Raw genomic sequence first — 17616 nt, 5'->3', positions numbered from 1 at the left:
GAGCGGAGGGCTGCCGCTCACCTCGACGCGCCGACGGGGGCGTGCTCACCACGACGCTCTGACCCTCCTCGCCTCCGCCCCCCGTCGGCGCGGAGCGCGGCTCCGTTCGTGGCCGAGGCCAGGGGGCTCGCCAGGTAGGTGCAGAGAGAGGCGATCTCGGCCGGATCGAGGAAGCGCTCGAGCAGGGTGGTGGTGTTGCCTCCGATGACCGAGGCGCGGACGGCGTCGACCGGGGCGCCCTGCGCCGCGGCGATGCCCTCGACCGCCGCGGCGACTCCGTCCGACCAGGTCGGTCCTCCGAGGACCGTGTTGACCGTCACGGCCGTCCCGCGCGTGGTCTTCGCGAGACCGTTCGCGAGCGCGATGACCGCGGCCTTGGTCACTCCGTAGTGGATCATGTCGGCCGGCACCGAGACGCCCGCTTCGCTGGAGACGAAGAGCACCCGACCCCGCCCGCGCTCGATCATGCCGGGGAGGAGCGCCCGGGAGAGCCGCACTCCGCTGAGGACGTTCACCTCGAAGTACCGCTGCCAGGTCTCGTCGTCGATGCCGGCGAACGGTGCGATCGCGAACTCGCCCACGTTGTTTACGAGCACGTCGACGTCGCCGAGCTCGTCGATCAGCGCGGTGACGGCCGCCGCGTCCGCGAAGTCGGCGGCGATGCCGGCGACCGTCGCGCCGGGCACCTCGGCTCGCAGGCGCTCCACCGAGGCGGCGACGCGGTCCTCGCTCCGGCCGTTCAGGGTCACCGCCGCGCCCTCGGCGGCGAGGGCGGCGGCGACCGCGTAGCCGATGCCGCCGGTGGAGCCGCTCACGAATGCTGTGGCGCCGTGCAGCTGCAGGTCCATGGAGTGTCCGTCCTGAGGCACGCGGCCCCGATCACTTGCCTGAGCAAGCGACAGTACCGGCGATGACTTTCCTGAGCAAGTGAGGGCTATCATCGCTGCATGCACCTCGACCCGGATGAACTGGCGACGTGGGCCGCGTTCGCCACGGTCCTGGAACGACTCCCCGCGGCCCTGGACGCGCAGCTGCAGCGCGACGCCGGCCTCACGCACTTCGAGTACGGGCTGCTGTTCGCCCTGGACACGGCGCCGGAGCGCAGTCTCCGGCTGAAGACGCTGGCCGGCTACGCCAGCTGCACCCTGTCCCGCCTCTCGCGGGCGATCACCCGGCTCGAGAAGGACGGACTCGTCACCCGGATCGTCGATCCGGACGACGGCCGGAGCACGCGGGGAGTGCTGACCGCCGTCGGTCACGAGCGAGTGCAGGCGGCCTCACCCGGACACGAGGAACTCGTGCGTCGCCTGGTCTTCGACGCCCTCACCGACCGTCAGGCGCACGAGCTCGGGCGGATCAGCCGCCGGATCGCCGAGGCGGCCGGCCCGGAGCGGATGTGGACGCCGCCGCCCTCCCGGGCGCCGTGACCGGGACGCTAGCAACTCCCGTCCATGGTCCCGGTCGCGTTCTCCGAGACCAGTTCGCCCCCTAGCGGGACGCGCTGTCGTCACGCAGTCTCGTCGCGGGTGCAACGGTCCGGCGTCGCACTCGGGGGTGGCGGCTCGCGATCGCTGTCGTCGCCTTCGTGGCGGTGGTCCTCGTCGCCGGCGATCGATCGGGCAGCTGCGAGGAGTGCACGCACTCGGCGGGCGCCTGCACCAGCGTCGACGCAGACCCGCGAACCCGGTCCTCGTGGGGATCGGCGCTCTGATAGCCACCGGTGCGCTGTATCGAGTGCTTCGGCCTCGGTGGAGGCAGCAGAGATCCGCAACGGCTCCGTCAGGGGACGGGTCGCCGGCCGTCGTGAGGGTCGCGATGAGACCGAGGCGTTGTGCCGACGGCGGTTCCGCCTGCTCTGCGAAGACCGGCGTTCCGTGGCGGCAGGTGACGTTGCTCCGTGCCGCGTCTAGCCGAGGAGCTCGGACCGGATGCGAGCGGCGACCGCCTCGCGGAGGGGGCGGACGTTCTCGGCGCTCCAATCGGTCGGATCGGGGAACTTCCACTCCAGGAATCGTCCGGACGGGGTCGCAGGCAGGGTGAGGCCGGGCTTCATGGCGACGACGATGTCCGCATTCTCGAGGTCCTCGGCCGTGACGGCGCGGGGGATGCGGTCGCTGATGTCGAGGCCGAGTTCTGCGACCGTCGACGCGATCGCGGGGTTCACCGAGTCGGCGGGCGAGAGGCCGGCGGAGGTGACGGTGTAGCGGTCGCCGGCGAGGACTTCGAGCAGGCCGGCGCCGAGCTGGGAGCGGCCGGCGTTGTGCTGGCAGAGGAAGAGGACGGTGGGCTTGTGAGTCATGCGGGGATGCTGCTTCCGGTGGTGGTGCGGGTCCAGGTCTGGGTGGCGATCTGCACGGCGTCCCAGGGGGAGCCGAGCGGGGGTGTGTAGGAGAGGTCGAGGTCGGAGACCTGCTCGACGGTGAGCCCGGCGAACAGGGCGGTCGCATAGGTGTCGACGCGTTTCGCGGTCTCCGTGCCGAGGCGTCCGACGAGCTGCGCGCCGAGCAGCCGGCCGTCGCGGGTGTCACCGGTGATGCGGATCGTGATCGGCTGCGCGCCCGGGTAGTAGCGCTTGTGGTCGTCCGCGACCGCGGTCGTCGTCGCCGGATCGAAGCCCGCGGCGAGGGCCTCGTGCTCGCGGAGGCCGGTGCGGGAGGCGACGAGGTCGAACACCTTCACGACCTGCGTGCCGACGGAGCCGGCGAACCGGGCGTCGCCGCCGAGGGCGTTCTCGCCCGCGATCCGGCCCTGCTTATGGGCGGTGGTGCCCAGCGGCAGGTAGGTGCTGCCGAGCAGGCGATGATGGGTGGTCACTCCGTCGCCCGCGGCGAACACGTGCGGGAGGCCGGTGCGCATGGCGTCGTCGACGACGACGGCGCGGCCGGCACCGAGAGTGGCTCCGGCGCGGGCGAGCAGGTCGGTGTTCGGCTTCACGCCGACGACCAGGAGCACGACGTCGGCGGTCCGAGTGAGGGGTGTGCCGTCGTGGTCGGCGTGGACGGCGAGTCCGGTGGCGGTCTTCTCGATCGAGGCGACGGTGGTGCGGGTGAGGACCTCGACGCCGTGCTCGGTCAGTTCGGTGTGGACGAGGGCGCCGAGTTCTGGGTCGAGGGTGGAGAGCACCTCCGGGCCGCGCTGGAGCTGCGTGACGCGGAGGCCTCGGACGGTGAGCGCTTCGGCCATCTCGAGGCCGACGTAGCCGGCGCCGACGATGATCGCCGTCTGCGGGTCGCGGCTGTCGAGGAACCGCTCGAGCGCGAAGGTGTCGCCCATCGAGTGCAGCACGTGCACCCCGTCCTCCGGCCCCAGCTCGTCCACGCCGGCGATCCCGGCGGAGGACGCGAGGGCGCCGGTCCCGACGATCAGCTCGTCGTACCCGATCCGGTCGACGGAGCCGTCGGGGGTGCGGACGGTGAGCTGCTGACCGGCGACGTCGATGTCGGTCGCGAAGGTGTCCAGGCGCAGGGTCATACCGGTGGCCTCGAGGTCGGCGTGGGTGCGGTGCGCGAGCGACTGCCACGGCTGCACCTCGCGGGAGAAGTAGTACGGGATCCCGCAGATGGAGAAGTTCGGGTAGGAGTCGGCGACGACGACGGTCACGTCGACGGACGGGTCGAGCTCGCGGGCGCGCAGCGCGGCGGAGATCCCCGCGTCGCTGCCGCCGATGGCGACGAGATGCATCAGAAGGCCTTCCAGATCAGACGTGCGAGGAGGTCGAGGTGGCGGGGACTACGAGGTCCCCGGCGGCCCGGGCGGCGCCCGGAAAGAGGAACACGGCGATACCGACGCCGATCGCGGCGCCGACGACCTGCGCCACGACGAACGGCAGGACGGAGGTGGGAGCGATGCCGGCGAAGGTGTCGGTGAAGACGCGGCCGAGAGTCACGGCGGGGTTCGCGAACGAGGTCGAGGACGTGAACCAGTACGCCGCGCCGATGTACGCGCCGACCGCGGCCGCGGCGAGCGGGCCGCGGTTCGTGCGGGCGAGGGAGAGGATCACGAGGACCAGGCCCGCGGTGGCGACGACCTCCCCGAGCAGGTGCCCGGCGGTGACCCGCTCGGTCGTCGCGATCGCGGTCGGAACCTCGAACATCGCATTCGCGAGGACCGCGCCACCGATGCCGCCGAGCAGCTGCACGCCGACGAACACCGCCAGCTCCCGCCCCGACAGGCCGGTGCGGTCGCGACGACCGAGGAGCGCGTCGACAGCGGACACGAGCGGGTTGAAGTGCGCACCCGACACCGGACCGAAGACGAGGATCAGCACCGCCAGTCCCAGCGCGGTCGCGAGGGAGTTCTCCAGCAGTTGCACGCCGACATCGTCCGGGGAGAGCGTCTGGGCGGCGACGCCGGAGCCGACGACGATCGCCACGAGCAGGCCCGTGCCGAGAAACTCGGCCACGGCCCGACGAGCGAGCGAAGGAGGGGGAGTGGTGTCCATGTCGTCGGCCATCTTGACCGCTCGTGATCACTCAGTCAAGATTGAGTCAATGAACAACGAGCGAACCGAACTGGAAGCGCGAGCCGCCCTACACGCCGCCCTCAGTGACCCAGCACGTCTGCGGATCGTGGACCTACTCACCCTGGGAGACCTCGCGCCGCGGGAGCTGCAGGACCGGCTCGGGATGCCCTCGAACCTCGTCGCGCACCACCTCGCCGTCCTCGAGCGGGAGGGCATGATCCTCCGACGCCGTTCAGAGGCGGACCGGCGCCGGAGCTACGTGCACCTGGTCCCCGGCGCCTTCGACCAGCTCGGACCTTCGACCACCGCCGCCGCGCGGCGGGTGCTGTTCGTGTGCACGGCGAACTCCGCCCGCTCTCAGCTCGCCGCTCAGCTCTGGGCGCAGCGCAGCCCCATCCCCGTCGCCTCCGCCGGCACGCACCCGGCCACCGCGGTGGCGGCCGGAGCGATCGCGACAGCCGACCGCCACGGCCTCCCGCTCTCCGAAGGCGCTCCGCAGCAGTTCGCGGACGTCGCCGCCGACACCGACCTCATCATCACCGTCTGCGACGCCGCCCATGAGGAGCTCGGCTCGGACGCGCTGCACTGGTCGATCCCCGACCCGGTCCCTGCCGGCACGGACGCCGCGTTCGATGCGGCCTACGACGAGCTCGCCGCGCGCGTCGACGCTCTCGCAGCGAGAGTCACGGCCGCCTGATCACACGCGGGTGAGCATTGCCGCGAGGGAGTCGAGCGCGCCGGGGACGAGGGAGAAGTACGCCCACGTGCCGCGCTTCTCTCGGGCCAGGATTCCGGCGTCCACGAGGATCTTCAAGTGGTGCGACACCGTGGGCTGACTCAGCCCGACCGGTTCCGTGAAGTCGCAGACGCACACTTCACCCGAGCTGCTCGACGCGACGATCGACACGAGGCGGAGCCTTGCCGGATCCGCCATCGCCTTCAACGCCCGCGCCAGCAGCTCCGCGCCCTCGGCGCTCAGCGGCTCGCGCGCGAGCGGCGCACAGCATGCCGCCGCTGCCGCGGTGAGAGTGAGCTCGGTCGTCGCCATGCCTCCACCCTCCCACATATTGACAGTCATCGATATGCCGGGGCAGACTCGGTCCATCGATGACCATCGATGTTGAGGAGTGCACCTGTGACCATGCTGCTGACCGTCCCGCCCCGCACCGACGAGCGCCGCCTCACCAGCCTGCCCGTCGCCGTCATCGGCGCCGGCCCCGTTGGCCTGGCCGCTGCCGCGCAGCTGCTCGAGCGCGGCCTCGACGTCGTGGTCTACGAGGCTGGCGAGAGCGCCGGAGCTGCGGTGCAGCAGTGGGGTCACACCCGCTTGTTCTCCCCGTGGGAGTACCTGGTCGACGCCGCTGCCGGACGCCTGCTCGATGCCGCCGGATGGGAGGCGCCCGCTGCGAAGAAGCTGCCAACTGGGCACGAGTTCGTCCGCGACTACCTCGCCCCGCTCGCCGCGACCCCGCAGCTCGCTCCGGTCATCCGCTACCGTTCCCGCGTGCTGGCCGTGACCCGCGAGGGCATGGACCGCACCCGTTCCACCGGCCGCGCCGCCACTCCGTTCCTGCTGCGCCTGGACACCCCGGAGGGCGCCGTCGACATCACCGCCCGCACCGTGATCGACACCTCCGGTACGTACTCGACGCCCAACGCCCTCGCCTCCGCGGGCCTCGACCCGATCGGCGCCGCCGATGTCGCAGAGCACCTCAGTCACGCACTGCCGGACGTGCTCGGCGCAGACCGTGCCCGGTTCGCCGGGAAGGACGTTCTCGTCGTCGGCGCCGGCCATTCCGCCGCGAACACCCTGATCAAGCTCGCACGACTCGCCCGCGAGGAGCCCTCGACACGGATCACCTGGGCGATTCGCGGCACCAATCCGCTGCGCGTCTTCGGCTCGGGCGATGACGAGCTGGAGGAGCGCGGCAAGCTCGGCGGCACGGTTCACCAGCTCGTCCGCGACGGCGCGATCACTCTCCTGGACCGCTTCGAGATCGACCGCCTCGAGAAGACCGCCACCGGTCGGGTCGCCGTCCTCGGGCGCCGCCGGAAGGAGCGCGAGAGCGTCGAGGCCGACGTCGTCGTGCAGGCGACCGGGTTCCGGCCCGACCTCGACATGCTCCGCGAGATCCGCGTCTCCCTGGACGAGATCGTGGAAGCACCCCGCGCCCTCGCGACCCTGATCGACCCGAACCTGCACTCCTGCGGCTCCGTCGACCCCCACGGCGTCGCCGAACTCGCTCACCCCGAGCCGAACTTCTACATCGCCGGCATGAAGTCCTACGGCCGCGCCCCGACGTTCCTCCTCGTCACCGGCTACGAGCAGGTCCGCTCCATCGCGGACGAGCTCGCCGGCGACCACGCCGCCGCCCGACGCGTGCAGCTCGTGCTCCCCGAGACCGGCGTCTGCTCTACCGACATCGGATCCGCCGGAGGGAGCTGCTGCTCATGACCGCGATCCGGGCGATGCTCCCCGAGGACTGGGCGGCGGTCGAGACGATCTACCGCGAGGGGATCGCCACCGGGCACGCGACGTTCGAGGCCGAACCGCCGACGTGGGAGGCGTTCGATGCCGGGAAGCTCGACGTCGGGCGACTGGCCGCCGTCGAGGGGGAGCAGATCCTCGGCTGGGCAGCGCTCTCACCCGTCTCCCGCCGGCCCGTCTACCGGGGAGTCGTCGAGCACTCGGTCTACGTCGCCGCCGCCGCCCGTGATCGCGGCGTCGGTGCGGCACTCGTCAGGGCGCTCATCGACGCTGCGGACGACGCCGGACTCTGGACGATCCAGTCGAGCATCTTCCCCGAGAACACCGCCAGCCTCGCCCTGCACGACCGGGTCGGCTTCCGCCGCGTCGGCACCCGCGAGCGGATCGCGCTGATGACCCACGGACCGGCGTCCGGGATCTGGCGCGACACCGTCCTCGTCGAGCGCCGACGCCCGTCCTGATCGCCGTTTCCGTGGTCCACCCGCACGACTTCGTCGTGAGGCCGCGTCGCTCGTGCGGACGACCGCGGGCATCCGGGTGCGCGAGGCCGTCTGCGCGACCGATGCGAGCGCGACGGAACCGCACGGGTCGAGGGCTGCTCGCCGGGCCGCTACCTCGCGGTCGCGACAGCCAGCTCGTCCCAGTGGGTGGTGGCTCGGGGTGACACCATGTCGCGCTTCATCGTCCAGGCGCGGCGCTGTCGGAGGCCGCCGAGGCCGAGGCCGACGCTCTCCTCGCCGAAGCGCTCGGCGATGAGGTCGACCACCGCGCTGGTCGCGGGTGTCTCGGTGGGGGTGCCGAAGATGTCCAGAGAGGCGTGCTCGTCCGCGGGAGTCAGTTCACCCAGGACGACCCCGACGCGGACGTATCTCAGCCCCGGTTCGAACTGCGGGGCGAGTGCGGAGACCGCGGCGCGGTAGAGGGTGCCGGCGTCGTCGATCGGCTCGGGGAAGGCGAGCGAGACGTGGTGTGCGGTGTGCTTCGTCTCGGCGAAGGGCGAGGTCGCGGCGAAGCAGCGCATGCTCCGCGCGAGCGATCCCTGCTTGCGCAGGCGTGCGGCGGCGCGCTGCGTGTAGACGGACAGCACCTCTTCCAGCTCGGCGACGGTGCTGATGGGGATCGCGAACGAGCGGGAGTGCTGGATCGTGTCGCGGGAGGTCTGCAGCTCCTCCAGCGGCAGGCAGTCGATGCCGCGCAGCTCCTGGACGACGCGGGCCTGGACGACGCCGAAGCGGCTGCGGATGCGGGCGACATCGGCGTCGCGGAGGTCGGCGGCGTCGTGGATGCCCATGCCGGCGAGCTTCTTCGCGGTGCGGCTGCCGATGCCCCAGACGGCCCTGCTGGGGACGGTGCGCATGATCGCGGTCTGCTGCTCGCGGTCGTAGGCGCCGAAGTGGCAGACGCCGCCGAGGGCCGGACTCGATTTCGATCCGCGGTTCGCGAGTTTGGCGAGGGTCTTGGTCGGGGCGAGCCCGACGCTCATCGGCAGTCCGAGCAGCTTCTTCACGGTGCGGCGGATGTCCTGGGCCTGGGCGGTGGTCTCGGCGACGGTGCCGGTGAGGGCGATGAAGCTCTCGTCGATCGAGTACACCTCCTGCTCGGGGGAGTAGCGGCTGAGGATCTCGGCGGCGCGGGCCGACATGTCGCCGTAGAGCTCGTAGTTGCTCGAGCGGGCGACGACGCCGTGCACGCGCGCCTCGGCGGCGATGCTGTGCCACGGGGCGGCCATGTCGATGTCCAGCGCCTTCGCCTCCTGCGAGCGGGCGACGACGCAGCCGTCGTTGTTGGAGAGGACGACGACGGGCCGCCCTTCCAGGCCCGGGTCGAAGACGCGCTCGCAGGACACGTAGAAGTTGTTCGCGTCGACGATCGCGAGGTGCCGGCGCTCAGACACGGTGCAGGCACCGCGTCACGACGCCCCAGACGGTCAGCTCGTCCAGCTCGGAGAGGGTGATCACCGGGTAGGCGGGGTTCTCCGGCGAGAGGGCGATCAGGCCGTCGCGCAGCAGGAGTCGCTTCACGGTCAGCTCGGCGTTGACGACGGCGACCACGACGTCGCCGTCGTGCGCGTCGAGGGAGCGGTCCACGATCAGCTCGTCGCCGTCGTAGATGCCGATCCCGGTCATGCTGTCGCCGCTGACGCGGAGGAGGAACGTCGCGGTCGGGTCGCGCATCAGGTGCCGGTTCAGGTCGACGGGGCCGGAGTAGTAGCCCTGCGCGGGGGAGGGGAAGCCGGCCGGTACCGCTTCGACGGCGGCCTGCGGCAGCAGAGCGTCGGGCCGGCTCTCGCCGCCGACGAGGCCGACGACGACGGTCACGACAGCTCCGTCGTCGCGAGCAGGTGGTCGGCGACCTCGATCACGCAGGCGCGGGAGCGCTCGCGCAGCTCGGCCAGGTCGGTGCCGAAGAACGCGTGCATGTAGAGCGGGTGCAGCGCGAGCTCCACGAAGCGCTTCGCCAGCGGCATCGCCGCATCGATCGACTCCTCCGTCGCGTCGTCCGCGAGGGCGCGGGCGACGTGGCGCGCGCAGTTCTCGAACCCGAGGCGGAAGCCCTCGCGGGCGATCTCCGGGAACGTCTCGCTCTCGGCCGATGTGGCCCGCATGAGGGCGATGCTCTCGGGAGTCAGGGTGAGGTCGGCGACCTCCTCGCCGGCGGTGATCACCCGCTCCCGCAGCGGAACCCCGGATTCCGGCGAGCGGTCCGCGAGGGCGAAGGTCTCGTTGGAGCGGGACACGACCGCGGCGAAGAGGTCGGCCTTCGTGGGGTACCGGCTGTAGAGGGTCGTCTTGCCGGCGCGAGCGGCGTCCGCGATCTGCTCCATCGTCGCGCGCCCGTACCCGTTCTCGAGGATCACGGCGGTCGCGGCGTCCAGGATGCGCCGGTCCACCTCGCCGGCGTCCTCGGCGCGCGGGCGTCCTCGGCGCGGCCGGGCGGCAGCGGTGTCCTCCATGCGGACCTCCTCGTGAATCGTACTCAATCGTACCGATCCGGGAACGGGCCGAGCCCGTCCTGGCTGCGAGCCGACTGGGAGAAACGGGACGCGGCTGTCTTGTTTCCCGCCGCTCCCGCTACAACTCATCAGTACGACTCGTACCGTTGCCGTTGCACCCGGCTCGTCCTGGCACGCTGCACACCTCTTGGAGAGACATGACCGACATGAACGTCGCCCGGATGGTCGCGATCGGTGCGCCGCTGGAAGTGGGCACCGCCGACGTGCCGGAGCCCGGACCGAAGGAGGTGCGGGTGAAGGTCGCCGCGTGCGGCCTCGTCCCCAACTCCTGGAACGTCGTGAACGGGAAGACGCCGTTCTCGCTGCCCGCGATGCCCTACGTCTTCGGACTCGACGCCGCCGGCACCGTCGACGCCGTCGGCGAGCACGTGCTGAACCTCTCGGTCGGCGATCGTGTCTGGATCGACCCGCTCTTAGTCTGCGGGACCTGCGACGCCTGCCGCAGCGGCCGCGGCGGCTGCCCGTTCGCCACGATGCGCGGCTACATGGGCACCAGCCCGCGCTCGAGCGAGATCATCGACCAGTGGCGCGACGGCGGCCTCGCGCAGTACACGATCGCCCCGGACGAGAAGATCCACCTCCTGCCCGACTCGCTCGACTTCCTCACCGCTTCGCGCCTGGGCTACCTCGGCACGTCCTACAACGGCCTGATGGCCGCCCGGTTCGCACCCGGGAAAGCGGTGCTGATCAACGGCGTCACCGGCACCCTCGGGGTCGCCGCGGTCGCGATCGCTCTCGCCCTCGGCGCCACCCGCATCCTGGGCATCGGCCGCAACCGCGAACGGCTCGAACTCCTCCGCAGGCTCGCCCCCGAGCGCATCGACGTGCTCTCCAGCGAGGACGACACCGACCCCACCGCCTGGGTGCGCGAGAGGACGGCCGGCCTGGGCGTCGACGTCCTCTACGACTGCCTCGGCGTCGGCGGCGACGCGAACTCCACCGACGAGCTCGTCGCCACGGTCCGCCCCTCCGGCAGCGTCGCTCTCGCCGCAGGCGGCGCCGTGGGCGACATCACCCGGTCCTACTCCGAGGCGATGGCTGCGAGCACCCCGATCGTCGGGACCGGCTTCGCCACCCGCGCCGAGATGTACGACCTCCTCGCTCTCCTCGGCAGCGGGGTCATCGATCTCTCGTTCCTCCAGCACCGCACCTTCACGCTGGACGAGGTCGACGACGCCCTCGCGTTCGTCGGCGACCGTCCCGGCGGGCACGTCACTGTGTCCGTCCTGCCCAACGGTCCCCTCGACGGCACGAGAGAGGACGCCCGATGATCGACCGCGCCACCTACGACTACTTCGCCCAGCTCGAGAAGAACAACTCGAAGGACTGGTTCGAGGCGCACCGCGACGCGTACGACGCGATGCGCGAGAACCTCGTCGACGTCGCCCAGGAGCTCATCGCCGCGGCGAGCGACTTCGACCCGCGCGTCCGCGACGCGAATCCCGACCCCGCTCGCTGCGTCAGCCGCACCCACCGCGACATGCGCTTCACCAAGGGGAACAAGCCGCCGTACAAGACCGACGCGTTCATCTCCCTGAACAGCGTCGGTGGCGCCACGAGCTCCGCCGGGTACTACTTCCATGTCGAGCGCGGCAACACCTACGCCGGCGGAGGCGTCTTCACCACCGCCCCGCCCCTGCTCGACGACGTGCGCCGCCGCATCTCCGACCGCTACGACCGCTGGCTCTCCCTCGTCGAGTCCGACGAGATGACGGCCGCGTTCCCGGACGGGCTGACCGCGCCGGAGACGCTCAAGGTCGCCCCGCGCGGCTACGACCCCGAGGACCCGGCGATCGAGTACCTGCGGATGAAGGGCTTCTGCGCCAACCACCCGCTCCCGATGTCCCGAGCGCAGAGCGAGGACGCGCGCGACGAGATCGTCGCCGTGTTCCGCGCCGTCCGCCCGCTCGTCGACTTCATCAACGTCTCCGCCTGACGATCGAGCACCGCTCGGGCCGGACGGCGCCCGCCGGTCATCGCGAGTGCGACTCGCATCGGCCGTTCCCTACCCTTGCGCGGCCGACCCCGTCGACGCGGATCGAGCGGGGGTCCTCGCCGGTCTCCGATCGCGAGAGCGCGAGCGCGGCGCGGTCGCTGGGGGATCAGCGGTCAGTGCCGGCCGGTCAGCACGGGGTCGCGCGCGCTACCGCCTCCGAGAGGGTGAGCGGGCTGCCCAGGAGGTGGAGGTCGGAGCGGTGCTTGACGGCGAGAGCGGTCAGGGCCTGCTGCGGGACGCAGGAGGGGCGGCTGAGCACGATGGGCGCTCCCATGGCGGCGGCGACGGTTCCGGCGGAGAGCGCATCGGCGAAGCCCTCTCCCGAGGCGAGGAAGGCGCTGGACGCCAGCGCTCCGCCGTCGTAGAACGCGTTGATCTGACCGCTGGTGTCGTAGCGGTTCTCGCCGCCGATGCGGCGCAGATCGTCCGCGAGGCCGCGTGCGACGAGGTCGAGGCGGATGCCGTCCGAGATGGACGGCTCGAGGCCGAGGAGCACGGTGCGGTCGGCGTCGAGCCGTGCGAGGGCATCGGCTGTGCCCTGGTCGACGGAGTCGCGCTTGCCGTCGACGAGGAGGACCGGTGCGCCGCGTCGGCCGGCTGCCGGGCCGATCGAGAGCGCATCCGGGAAGTCGTTGCCGGTGGCGAGGAACACCTCCGGACGGTCCGTGCCGCGGAAGGCGTCCGCGACGATGAGCTGCGAGGTCGCGTACCGATCGGTTCCGCCGATGCGGCGGATCGAGGGGGTGAGCGCGGCGAGTTCGTCGTACACGGCGGTGCTCACCGTGGCGGGGCTGCCGACCACGACCACACGCTCCGGCGCGAGCCGCACGATCTCGTCGCGGACCACGGACGGCACACCGTCGGGATCGGTGAGCAGGAGCGCTCCGCCCTGCACCGAAGCGGCCGGTCCTGCGCTGAGCGCGTCGGGCCACTTCGCACCGCTCGCGACGTAGAGCACGGGGATGCCGGGAGTGAAGAAGCTGCGCGTCGCGGCGACGGACGTCGCGTACCGATCGGTTCCCGAGATCCGGGCCGTCGTCGACTCGTACGCCTCCAGCGCGAGGTCGATGCCGGTCGTCGTTCCCGCGCCGACGGTCACAGGCGTGGCGGTCGTCGCGTTCTCCGAGGTCCGCCAGAAGGCGTCGGCGCTCGCCGGCGCGGTGGCCGAGGACGTGCTCTCCAGCGCGCGGACGAGATAGCGCCCTGCGGGCAGGCCCGTGATCTGGAACGGCGAGGTTCCGCCTCCCTGGATGTTCAGGTATCCCGAGCCCATCGGCCAGGCGGAGTCCGTGCCCTCCTCCAGGAGCCACGCCTCGGCGGAGTAGGGGCGCGTGCCGGTCGCGGCAGCGGGTGCACCGACGGTCCCCGTCACGGAACCCCCGGGCAGCAGGGTGATGTCGGCGTCGGTGGTGCTCGCCGTGATCCCCGGTGATCGCGCGGGGATCGGCGTGCCGCCGAACCAGGTCCGGGCGTAGGGCTGTCCGAATCCGGCACCGGCGAGGAGGAAGTAGGTGGCACCGGCCGGCGCCGAGAACGAGAAGTCGGCCGACGTCGAACTCCGGATCTGGAAGCCGTCCCAGTTGTACAGCGACACGAAGGGCTGGACACCGAACGGGAGAGGCCCGCTGCCGCCGGCCCCGTCGGCGACGGTGACCGATCCCGAGATGGTGATGGTTCCCGACGCAGTGCCCGCCGCAGGGTCCTTCCCCCGCGGGACGAACTGGAAGTTCCCGTCCACGGCGCCGACCGCGTCTCCGAGGGGGACCGTCCTGCCGTCGACCGGACGCGGCGGCGACAGGCGAACGGTGTCGGTGACCGTGGAGTCGGGCGCTGCGGAGGCGAGTGGCGCGACAGCACCGCCGAGCAGCGCCGCGGTGACGGTGAGAACGAGCAGAGGAAGGCGGCGACGGCGAGGCACTGGTGCTCTTTCGATCGGAGGCGCCGAAGGTCGACGGCACTCGGATGCTAGCTGTTCGCGACCTCGGTGACGGTTCGGGTCTCGCGACATGAGGAAGCCTCCTCGCAGGACGGAGCAGTCCCGGTCGACCCTTGCACGGACGGCTCGGAGCGACTGCGATCATGTCCCGCGCATCCCGGTGCCGAGACGAGTCCTCCGGCCTGCCCGGCACGCGAGCCCCGACTCCGACGAGGCCGGTCCGGCGGGCGTCCGGTCGTGGATCGTCCTACTGGCGGTCGAGCTCGGCCAGCCGACGCTCGATGTCGGCCAGCTCGTTCCGCATCTGCTCGATCGACCTCGGCGTGAAGCGCCTCACCTGGAGGTCGAGGATCGCGGTGGCCACCATGTCGCCGACCCCGAACTCTGCGGCGACGGCCGCCCTCTCGTCGTCGCGGTCTCCCGAGGCGTTCGCGCACACCCGCACCAGCTTCTCCGGGTCCGCGAGGGCTCTGATGTAGGCGCTGACGATCTCGGCACGTGCGACCAGGTTCTGACGTTCGTCGTCGTCCATGCGGTCACCGTACCGAGCCCCGAAGGCGTCCTGCAGAGCGTCGACCGATCCGAGCGTCGAAGGGCACGGATTCGGCTCCCGCGTCCGATGCCCGCGTGGTCGTCGGGCACCTCATGAGGCGAGTGGGCCGAGCTGGTCATCGATTCCGGTGGTGCGCTCCCTCATCGAGATCCCGTTCCTCGTCGAGTCCGTCGCTGAGCGACGAGCGGCCCGACGACTCCGATCACGGTGACTCCGACGAAGGCCGGGAACGACCAGCTCATGGTCCGGTACGCGGACTCCAGTGCCGGCGTCGTTGCGAGCCCGGCGTCCCCTCCCGGGATCTGATCGACGAGGATCGTCGCGGTCACCACGGAGTGGAGAAGCGTGATGAACAAGGCGATCGCGAGAGGACCGACTGCCGTCACCCACGCGACGAGCTCGGCTCGCGGGGTTCTCCGGGGTGTCGTCATGGCCGAGTGCCGTCGTCCGGCTCGGTGACGTCAGCCGAGACGCCGACGTCGCCCGTCGCCGCTGCGGCGATGTCGTCGAGAAATCCTGACATCGCCGATTCGGATCGAGCAGTGACGTCGGTCCATGCGCCGAGTCGTCCGTCGCTCTCCTCAGCGTGAGCAGACACACTCTGCACCACCGTCGAAGCGAGCGACGTCCCGCTCGGAGGAGTCGGACCAGGTCTTCGAAACATCTGCATCCCCTCCGAGGAATTGATTGTCACGGCACAAAGTACTGGCGGCCCGCTACCTGTGACATTCCCGCCTTCGAGGGAGATCGAGTCCATTGAGCCCCGGCTCCCAGGCGGCTCATTACGAGAGGCGGCTGAATCACTGTGCCGATTCGTCTCTGACCTCGACGCGGATCGCGCCGCAATGCTCCTCGACGACGTTCCTCTTGCTGATCCTGGGGTGACCTGCCGCAGGGTGCGGAAAAGGCGATCATCCGGCCGATCATCGCCGAATCGTCGAAGGGACGCAGGGCGGCGAAGAGCCCGCTGCAGGTGGCGACGCCGCAGCCGTCGGGTCCGATGACCGGGGCGGCGAAGGCGGTGCCGTCGCCGCAGAGGTGGAGGAGGTCGTGACGATCACGGACGACGTGCTCGAGGCCGCTGTCGGCGTCCTCGTCATCGGAGGCCGTCCCGTGCCGTCGGGCGATCACAGGACACGGCCTTCGAATAGGCGGCGTCGCTGATTCCCTGAGGTGTCGAAGCGCATTCGAGATGACACTCCCTCGATCGATCGTGCCCGGAATGACGACGACCGATCGCAGGAGACATCATGTTCATTCGAATTCCGGCGAGCGCTAGCATGACCGGAAAAGCGCTGGACCGGAGAGGGGCCCATGGCATCAGGAGTTACGCGACGAACTGTCGCGCTGCTTATCGATCTTGAGAATCTCATCGAAGGATACGGCGGAGTGATACCCGACATCTCGTTACGACGGCTTGTCGAAGAAGCTCTCGGTCACACGGAGAGACTCGATCTCGGATCGAGTGCCGTCACGATCCGCGCCTACGCGAACTGGGGCAAGCCGCAACTGTCGCGGATCAAGCGGGAGCTGGACAGAACGGCGGTCGAGGCCATCAACGTCCATGCAATGCACGAACCAGTGAAGAACGCCGCTGACATCGAGCTCATCGTCGACGCGATGGAGATGGCTTTCACGCAGCCGGCGATAGAGACGTTCGTCATCGTCAGTTGCGACGGTGGCTACATCCCACTCGCTCGACGGCTGCGCAGGCAGGGGAAATTCGTTCTCGCCGCCTCTCTGGATCGTCCGAATCTGCGAATGAGTGAAGGGCTGAGGAACAACGTCGATCACGTCATCGAGCTGCGTATCTCGGACACCGCCCCGAAGGCGCCGGTGCCCGAGCAGATCCCGCGGCCCGCCGGACGTGCTTCCGCTGAGCAATCCAGCTCACCTGCCCTGCTCGAGGTCGGTCGCGCACTCGAGAAGGTCTTGAGAGAGGATCGGCGTTTCATGGTGAATCAGGACGACCTCGACGGACGTCTGCTCGGCTCCTTGGCGCAACGGATCCGAGCCCATCAGCCCTTCGACTCCCAGACGCTCGGATTCAAGAACTTCGCCGCTCTTCTCGAGAAAGGGCTGCACAGGAGCATCGTTCGACCTGATGCTCCTTCGGGGCCGTCCGCATCCGTCACCGATTCTCCGACCACCCTCCTCCCGGTCCTGGACGCGACTCGGATGAAGGCGCTCCTCGAGCAGCTGTTCGAGGCCAACCCGCACTTCGCGACGAAGACAGCGGTGGGCTACGCCGTCCGGCAGCAGCATCTGACCACCATCTCGTTGGAGTTGCGGCGGTCCTGGCATCTGGATTGGAAGTCGCTCGGTGCCGCGAACCTGTCGCAGTTCCTCCGTCGAGAACTCCAGTGCGAGCTTGTTCCGATCGAGCAACCAGGGTCGCCCGCTGAGAGCAGCAGCGCTGCCACGCAGTCAGGGGCGGCCGCGCGCGAGAGCTACGCCGACGCGATCCACGCCGTGTGCCAGCCGGGCGGGCGGCTCTACGAAGTGGTGGACATGACGGGGAACCGCGGTCTGGACATGCAGACGGCCGCGCCTCTCGTACGCGAGATGACGGGTGTCGATCCGGCCGGCCTCGGTTTCGGCTCGCTGACCACGGCGTTGCGGTACGCCTTGGCGGGCACCCGACTCGCCGTCACGCACGACAGTCAGCGTCGCAAGATCATGCACGAGCGCTACGCCTACGACACCAGGATGCCGTACCTGTTCGAGGTGGACCTCGCCGCACCGAACCTGGTCCGCGATGCTTTCCTGCGAATCGGAGAACCGCTGGTGCTGCCAGGGAACGGCGACCTCGCCACCGTCGTCCGCCAGGCGATCCATCATCGCGACTTCGCTGATCGAGTGGATTTCGTCAGCACGGTGAGTGGCGAGACGGGTCTACCTCTTCAGACGGTCGGCGTGGCCTACGACGTTCTGACGGCAGCCGGCTCACTGCAGGGGGTCGCGGCCGTGGAGTTCATCGACGACGAGGCGCACGAGGCGATAGCGAGGTGCTGGGCCTACTGCCGTGCCGTCGCGAGCGAGATCGGTTGGCCGATCTCGACGAGTGCCTTGGAGACGCTGCTCGGCACTGCGGAGAGTGCAGACGTCGGGACCGTCGCATGATCACCCGCGGCTTCGGGAACGGCGACGGTCGGCATCCTGGCGGAC

At 70.4% G+C, this 17616-nt stretch carries 18 protein-coding genes; 7 read left to right on the top strand and 11 right to left on the bottom strand.

Features of this window, described 5'->3' with window-relative positions:
- Positions 1–17: 17 nt before the first annotated feature.
- Positions 18–848, bottom strand: a complete 831-nt coding sequence (locus NB037_RS09695) for an SDR family NAD(P)-dependent oxidoreductase (RefSeq protein ID WP_251945449.1) — start codon at positions 846–848, stop codon at positions 18–20.
- Positions 849–947: 99 nt separating this feature from the next.
- Here NB037_RS09695 and NB037_RS09690 point away from each other — a divergent pair, with 99 nt between their 5' ends.
- Positions 948–1427, top strand: coding sequence for a MarR family winged helix-turn-helix transcriptional regulator (locus tag NB037_RS09690; protein ID WP_251945448.1), 480 nt, complete (start codon positions 948–950; stop codon positions 1425–1427).
- Positions 1428–1906: 479 nt separating this feature from the next.
- Here the strand turns inward: NB037_RS09690 and NB037_RS09685 are convergent, their stop codons facing one another.
- From NB037_RS09685 to NB037_RS09675, 3 genes are read right to left on the bottom strand one after another with little or no spacing between them, the layout of a single operon-like run.
- On the bottom strand, positions 1907–2299 hold the full coding sequence (locus tag NB037_RS09685) for an arsenate-mycothiol transferase ArsC (protein ID WP_251945447.1): 393 nt from the start codon (positions 2297–2299) through the stop codon (positions 1907–1909).
- Positions 2296–3681: an FAD-dependent oxidoreductase gene (locus tag NB037_RS09680; protein ID WP_251945446.1), complete on the bottom strand. Its 1386-nt coding sequence runs from the start codon at positions 3679–3681 to the stop codon at positions 2296–2298. The genes NB037_RS09685 and NB037_RS09680 overlap by 4 nt, the downstream gene beginning before the upstream one ends.
- A gap of 16 nt (positions 3682–3697) precedes the next feature.
- The gene (locus NB037_RS09675; RefSeq protein ID WP_251945452.1) at positions 3698–4441 is read right to left on the bottom strand and encodes an aquaporin; all 744 of its coding nucleotides are present in this window, start codon (positions 4439–4441) and stop codon (positions 3698–3700) included.
- Positions 4442–4490: 49 nt separating this feature from the next.
- Between NB037_RS09675 and NB037_RS09670 the strand changes: the two genes are divergently transcribed.
- The gene (locus tag NB037_RS09670) at positions 4491–5159 is read left to right on the top strand and encodes an arsenate reductase/protein-tyrosine-phosphatase family protein (RefSeq protein WP_251945445.1); all 669 of its coding nucleotides are present in this window, start codon (positions 4491–4493) and stop codon (positions 5157–5159) included.
- Here the strand turns inward: NB037_RS09670 and NB037_RS09665 are convergent, their stop codons facing one another.
- On the bottom strand, positions 5160–5510 hold the full coding sequence (locus NB037_RS09665; RefSeq protein WP_251945444.1) for an ArsR/SmtB family transcription factor: 351 nt from the start codon (positions 5508–5510) through the stop codon (positions 5160–5162).
- A gap of 87 nt (positions 5511–5597) precedes the next feature.
- On the opposite strand from NB037_RS09665, the gene NB037_RS09660 reads away from it, so the two are divergent.
- On the top strand, positions 5598–6917 hold the full coding sequence (locus NB037_RS09660; protein WP_443722662.1) for an FAD-dependent oxidoreductase: 1320 nt from the start codon (positions 5598–5600) through the stop codon (positions 6915–6917).
- Positions 6914–7411 carry a GNAT family N-acetyltransferase gene (locus tag NB037_RS09655; protein WP_251945443.1) on the top strand — a complete coding sequence of 166 codons (498 nt, stop codon included), beginning with the start codon at positions 6914–6916 and terminating at the stop codon, positions 7409–7411. The genes NB037_RS09660 and NB037_RS09655 overlap by 4 nt, the downstream gene beginning before the upstream one ends.
- 149 nt (positions 7412–7560) lie before the next feature.
- Here the strand turns inward: NB037_RS09655 and NB037_RS19870 are convergent, their stop codons facing one another.
- From NB037_RS19870 to NB037_RS09640, 3 genes are read right to left on the bottom strand one after another with little or no spacing between them, the layout of a single operon-like run.
- Positions 7561–8844, bottom strand: a complete 1284-nt coding sequence (locus NB037_RS19870; RefSeq protein ID WP_251945442.1) for a Y-family DNA polymerase — start codon at positions 8842–8844, stop codon at positions 7561–7563.
- Entirely contained in the window at positions 8837–9220 is a 384-nt protein-coding gene (locus NB037_RS09645; protein WP_251945450.1) for a LexA family protein, read from the bottom strand. Before NB037_RS09645 ends, NB037_RS19870 begins: the two co-directional genes overlap by 8 nt.
- A 44-nt stretch (positions 9221–9264) precedes the next feature.
- Positions 9265–9903, bottom strand: a complete 639-nt coding sequence (locus tag NB037_RS09640) for a TetR/AcrR family transcriptional regulator (RefSeq protein WP_251945441.1) — start codon at positions 9901–9903, stop codon at positions 9265–9267.
- A 197-nt stretch (positions 9904–10100) separates the two neighbouring features.
- On the opposite strand from NB037_RS09640, the gene NB037_RS09635 reads away from it, so the two are divergent.
- On the top strand, positions 10101–11234 hold the full coding sequence (locus NB037_RS09635) for an alcohol dehydrogenase catalytic domain-containing protein (protein WP_251945440.1): 1134 nt from the start codon (positions 10101–10103) through the stop codon (positions 11232–11234).
- Positions 11231–11899 carry a DUF2461 domain-containing protein gene (locus tag NB037_RS09630; protein ID WP_251945439.1) on the top strand — a complete coding sequence of 223 codons (669 nt, stop codon included), beginning with the start codon at positions 11231–11233 and terminating at the stop codon, positions 11897–11899. The genes NB037_RS09635 and NB037_RS09630 overlap by 4 nt, the downstream gene beginning before the upstream one ends.
- Positions 11900–12086: 187 nt before the next feature.
- Here the strand turns inward: NB037_RS09630 and NB037_RS19865 are convergent, their stop codons facing one another.
- The 3 genes from NB037_RS19865 to NB037_RS09615 all read right to left on the bottom strand — a co-directional run bounded on the left by NB037_RS19865 (position 12087) and on the right by NB037_RS09615 (position 15579).
- Positions 12087–13877, bottom strand: coding sequence for a cell wall-binding repeat-containing protein (locus NB037_RS19865; RefSeq protein WP_251945438.1), 1791 nt, complete (start codon positions 13875–13877; stop codon positions 12087–12089).
- 265 nt (positions 13878–14142) lie between these two features.
- Positions 14143–14427, bottom strand: coding sequence for a hypothetical protein (locus tag NB037_RS09620; protein ID WP_251945437.1), 285 nt, complete (start codon positions 14425–14427; stop codon positions 14143–14145).
- 711 nt (positions 14428–15138) lie between these two features.
- On the bottom strand, positions 15139–15579 hold the full coding sequence (locus NB037_RS09615; RefSeq protein WP_251945436.1) for a hypothetical protein: 441 nt from the start codon (positions 15577–15579) through the stop codon (positions 15139–15141).
- A 183-nt stretch (positions 15580–15762) separates the two neighbouring features.
- Between NB037_RS09615 and NB037_RS09610 the strand changes: the two genes are divergently transcribed.
- The gene (locus NB037_RS09610; protein ID WP_279308761.1) at positions 15763–17571 is read left to right on the top strand and encodes an NYN domain-containing protein; all 1809 of its coding nucleotides are present in this window, start codon (positions 15763–15765) and stop codon (positions 17569–17571) included.
- Positions 17572–17616 lie beyond the last annotated feature (45 nt).

Source organism: Rathayibacter rubneri, assembly GCF_023743255.1.
Lineage (GTDB): Bacteria > Actinomycetota > Actinomycetes > Actinomycetales > Microbacteriaceae > Rathayibacter > Rathayibacter rubneri.
Note: the sequence above shows the minus strand (reverse complement) of the source record. Positions and strands in the feature narration are given on the sequence as shown.